This is a genomic window from Rhizobacter sp. Root1221, from assembly GCF_001425785.1.
Classification (GTDB): domain Bacteria; phylum Pseudomonadota; class Gammaproteobacteria; order Burkholderiales; family Burkholderiaceae_C; genus Rhizobacter.
Genome location: NZ_LMDI01000064.1, coordinates 1 through 4,949 on the forward strand (window position 1 = coordinate 1; position 4,949 = coordinate 4,949).

Below are 4,949 nucleotides of genomic sequence, written 5' to 3' on the forward strand. Positions count from 1 at the left end.
GAAATGCCCCGCCCAACGCTCGACCGTGTCGCGGTCGAACAGGTCGGTCGCGTAGTTCAGCGATCCTTCCATCCGCTCGCCCTGCTCCTCCAGCATCAGCGCGATATCAAAGCGCGAGCGTGTCACCGGCACGGGTACCGGCTCGAACTGCAGCGATGCGGCCCGCACCACCGCGGCAGGCGTGTTCTGCAACACGAACAGCGCCTGGAACACCGGGCTGTGCGCCAGGCTGCGCGGCGGATTCAAGGCTTCCACCACCTGCTCGAAGGGCAGCTCCTGGTGGCCGTAGGCTGTCAACGTCGTCGCTTTCACGCGCTTGAGCAACGAAGCCACGTCCTCGTCGGGCTGCAGTTGCAGCCGCAGCGCCAACGTATTGACGAAGAAGCCGATCAGCGGCTCCACCTCCGTGCGAAGCCGGTTCGCCACCGGTGTGCCGACCACCACGTCGTCCTGCCCGCTCAGCCGCGACAGCAGTACCGACCAGGCCGCGTACAGCACCATGTGCAGCGTGGCGTCGTGTTGCCGCGCGCAGGCTTTCAGCTGGCGGCCGAGCGCTTCGTCCAGCACCAGCCTGACACTGTCGCCGCGGTGGCTTTGCACCGCCGGCCGCAGCCGATCGGTCGGCAAACTCAGCAAGGCCGGCGCGCCTTGGAGGTGTTGTTTCCAGTAGGCCAGCTCTCGCTGCAGTGCCTCGCCTTGCAGGCGTTGGCGCTGCCAGGCGGCGTAGTCGGCATATTGCACGGCCAGCGGCGGCAGCGGATCGGGCCGGCCTTCACGGTAGGCCGCGTACAGCGCCTGCAGCTCGTTGACCAACACGCCGATCGACCAGCCGTCGGACATCTGGTCGCTGGGGCAGGGGNGTTGGCGCTGCCAGGCGGCGTAGTCGGCATATTGCACGGCCAGCGGCGGCAGCGGATCGGGCCGGCCTTCACGGTAGGCCGCGTACAGCGCCTGCAGCTCKTTGACCAACACGCCGATCGACCAGCCGTCGGACACGATGTGGTGCATGCCAACCAGCAGCACGTGCTCCTGGACGKCCAGCCTCAACAAGCGGCCACGGATCAGCGGGCCCCGGCTCAGGTCGAATGGCCTTGCGGCTTCGGCTTGCGCCAATGCTTGCACCTGCGCTTCGGACGCGACATCGGCCTTGTCCAGCTCGAACGATGCGTCCGCNCTCAGGTCGAATGGCCTTGCGGCTTCGGCTTGCGCCAATGCTTGCACCTGCGCTTCGGACGCGACATCGGCCTTGTCCAGCTCGAACGATGCGTCCGCCTCGATGACCTGCACCGCCTGGCCGTCAACCGGCACGAAGCGCGTTCTCAGCACCTCGTGCCGCGCCACGATCGTGTCCAGCGCACGCCGCAACGCGGTCTCGTCCAGCTCACCCTTCAGCCGTACCGCGCCGAAGATGTGATACGCCGACTTCTCGCCACCGCCCTCGCCTCCCAGCTGCTCGATGAACCACAGGCGTTGCTGGCCCAATGACAGCGGCAACGGCTGGCTGCGGTCCGCGAGCGGGATCGCCTCGACGCTCCTGGCGCGCGTCAGGCATTCGGCCAGCGCCTTCAGCGTGGGCCGCTCGAACAGCGTGCGCAGCGCCAGCTCCCGGCCCAACAGCTGCTGCACGCGCGCCACCACCTGCACCGCCAGCAGCGAATGGCCGCCCAGCTCGAAGAAGTTGTCGTCGCGGCCCACACGCGGCAGCTGCAGCAGTTCCTGCCAGATCGCTGCCAGCGCCTGCTCGGTGTCACCCTGCGGGGCTTCGTACTGCGCGCTCGCGTAGTCCTGCTGCCGCGGGTCAGGCAACGCATGGCGGTCGAGCTTGCCGTTGGGCGTGAGCGGCAGCTGCGCCAGCACCACCACCGCCGCTGGCACCATCTGCGGCGGCAGCTCGTCCTTCAGCCATTGCCGTACGTCCACCACATCGAGCGGGTTGCCGTCGCGCACGGTTGCATAGGCCACCAGCAGCTCGTCGCGCAACACCACCACCGCCTCGCGCACACCCTTGTACCGGCACAGTGCCGCCTCGATCTCGCCCAGTTCGATGCGGAAGCCCCTGAGCTTGACTTGGTGGTCGTTGCGCCCCAGGTAGTCGATCGTGCCGTCGGCCCGCCACCGGCCCAGGTCGCCGGTGCGGTACATCTGCCCGTCCGGCTTGAACGGGTCTGGCAGGAAGCGCTGCGCGGTCAGCTCCTCGCGGTTCAGGTAGCCGCGAGCCACCCCGGCCCCGCCGATGTGGATCTCGCCAGCAACGCCCACCGGAACCGGTTCGCCTGCACCGTCCAGAATGTAGATCTGCGTGTTCGCGATCGGCTTGCCGATCGATTCGCTGGCGCCGCTGTCCGCGGCACCGATGATGTGCCTGGCGCAGGACCAGATCGTCGTCTCGGTCGGGCCATAGAGGTTCCACAACTCGCCCACGCGCTCCAGCAACGCCCGGGCCAGCGTGCCAGGCATCGCCTCGCCGCCGCACAGTGCCTTCAACGACGGCTTGCGCCACTGCGGCTGAGCCAACAGCAGGCGCCAGGTCGCCGGCGTGGCCTGCAGCACGGTGATGCCGAAGCGATCGATCGCCTGTGCGATGCGGCCGCCGTCGGCCGCGGTCTCGCGGTCGGCCAGCACGATGCCTGCGCCCACGCTCAACGGCAGGAACAGCTCCAGCGCCGCGATGTCGAACGACACCGTGGTCAGCGCCAGCAGCCGGTCGTCGCAACGCAGCCCGGGCTCGGCCTGCATCGAGTGCAGGAAGTTGACGACGCCACCGTGCGGCACCATCACGCCCTTGGGCCGGCCTGTGGAGCCGGAGGTGAAGATGACGTAGGCCAGGTCCGATGCCGATGCGAGCGGCGGCAGGTCGTCCGACGGCTGCGCTGCAATGTCCGGCCAGTCGTCATCGAGCGCGATGGTCTCGCCGCCGCAGGCGGGCAGCAGGCCCTTCAGCCGCGCCTGCGTCAGCAGGGCAAGTGGCCGCGCATCGTCCAGCATATCGGCCAGGCGCTGCGCGGGATACGAAGGGTCCATCGGCACGTAGGCACCGCCGGCTTTCAGCACACCGAGCAGTGCGACGAGCAGGTCGGTGCCGCGCTCCATGCACACCGCCACAAGCCGGTTCGGTCCCACGCCGCGGGCGCGCAGCGCGTGGGCCAGCCGGTTGGCGCGCTCGTTCAGCGCCGCATAGCTCATGCCATGCTCGCCATCGCTGACGGCCAGCGCATCCGGACGCAGGCGGACCTGGGCCTCGAACAGCTGGTGCACTGCGCGGTCCCGCGGATAGGGCCGGATGGTGCGATTGAAGTGGTACAGCACCGCCTGGCGCTGCTCGGGCGCCAGCAGCGGCAAGGCGCCGACGGCGCGGCCGTCGTCCTGCACCATCGCCTTCAGCAGCGACCTGAAGTGCGCTCCCCAGCGGACGATCGTGGTCCTGTCGAACAGGTCGGTGGCGAAGTTGAGCGCGCCGTCGAGCTGGCCGCCCTGCTCTTCGAGCATCAGCGTCAGGTCGAACTGCGCGGTGGCATACGGCAGGTCGACCAGCTGCATGCCAACGCCGGGCAGTTGCCATCGGTTGCGCGCCTGGTTCTGCAGGAGGAACAGGGTCTGGAACACCGGGCTGTGCGCCAGGCTGCGCGGCGGGTTCAAGGCTTCCACCACCTGCTCGAACGGCAGTTCCTGTTGGCCATAGGCTGCCAGCGTCTGCGCCTTCACGCGCTTGAGCAGCGAGGCCACGTCCTCGTCGGCCCGCACCTGCAGCCGCAACGCCAGTGTGTTGACGAAAAAGCCGATCAGCGGCTCCAGCTCCGTGCGCGGCCGGTTCGCCACCGGCGTACCCACCACCACGTCGTCCTGCCCGCTCAGCCGCGACAGCAGCACCGTCCACGCCGCGTACAGCACCATGTGCAGCGTGACGTCGTGCTTGCGCGCAAAGGCTGCCAGCCGGCCGACCAACGCTTCATCGAGCACCAGCTTGACGCTGTCGCCACGGTGGCTTTTCACTGCAGGCCGCGGATGGTCGGTGGGCAGATTCAGCAAGGCCGGTGCGCCTTGCAAATGCGCTTTCCAGAAAGCCAGCTCGCCCTGCAGGGCATCGCCTTGCAGGCGTTGCCGGTGCCAGGCGGCATAGTCGGCGTATTGCAACGCCAGCGGCGGCAGCGGATCCGGCTTGCCGGCGCGATGGGCCGCATACAAGGCCTGCAATTCTTCGATCAGCAATCCCACCGACCAGCCATCGGACACGATGTGGTGCATGCCCACCAGCAGCACGTTCTCCCGCTGGCTCCGCTTCAGCAGGCGGCCACGGATCAGCGGGCCCTGGCGGAGGTCGAAAGGCCGCCCGGCTTCCGCCCGGGCCAGCGCCTGCACCTGCTCCTCCGAGTCGGCCTCACCCCGGTCCAGCGTGAAGCCAGTGTCGGCATCAATGACCTGCACCGCCACCCCGTCGCGTTGCTCAAAGCGCGTCCTCAGCACCTCGTGCCGCGCCACGATCGTGTCCAGCGCCCACCTCAGCGCCGCTTCATCCAGTTCGCCTTGCAGGCGCACCGCGCCGAAGATGTGATAGGCCGACTTCTCGCCACCGCCCTCGCCTTCCAGCTGGTCGATGAACCAGAGCCGTTGCTGGCCCAGCGACAGCGGCAAGCACCGGCTGCGGTCGACCGGCGGGATCGGCTCGAAGCTGGTGGCGCGCGTCAGGCCCTCGGCCAGCGCCTTCAACGTCGGCCGCTCGAACAGCGTCCTCAGCGCCAGCGCCCGGCCCAACACCTGCTCGACGCGGGCCACCACCTGCACCGCCAGCAGCGAATGGCCGCCCAGCTCGAAGAAGTTGTCCTCGCGGCCCACACGCGGCAGCTGCAGCAGTTCCTGCCAGATCGCCGCCAGCGCCTGCTCGATCTCGCCTTGCGGGGCTTCGTACTGCGCGCTCGCGTAGTCCTGCTGCTGCGGGTCGGGCAGCGCATGGC

General features: G+C 68.8%; 1 protein-coding gene and 2 pseudogenes. All 3 read right to left on the reverse strand.

What is annotated here, in order from left to right; translation table 11 throughout:
• A partial coding sequence (locus ASC87_RS33450; protein WP_235582320.1) for a condensation domain-containing protein occupies nucleotides 1-840 on the reverse strand: 840 nt, incomplete at its 3' end.
• Between the two features lie 20 nt (nucleotides 841-860).
• Nucleotides 861-1,173, reverse strand: a pseudogene (locus ASC87_RS33985) (condensation domain-containing protein); the annotation flags it as partial.
• A 1-nt stretch (nucleotide 1,174) separates the two neighbouring features.
• Nucleotides 1,175-4,941 (reverse strand): annotated as a pseudogene (locus tag ASC87_RS33990) (amino acid adenylation domain-containing protein); the annotation flags it as partial.
• Nucleotides 4,942-4,949 lie beyond the last annotated feature (8 nt).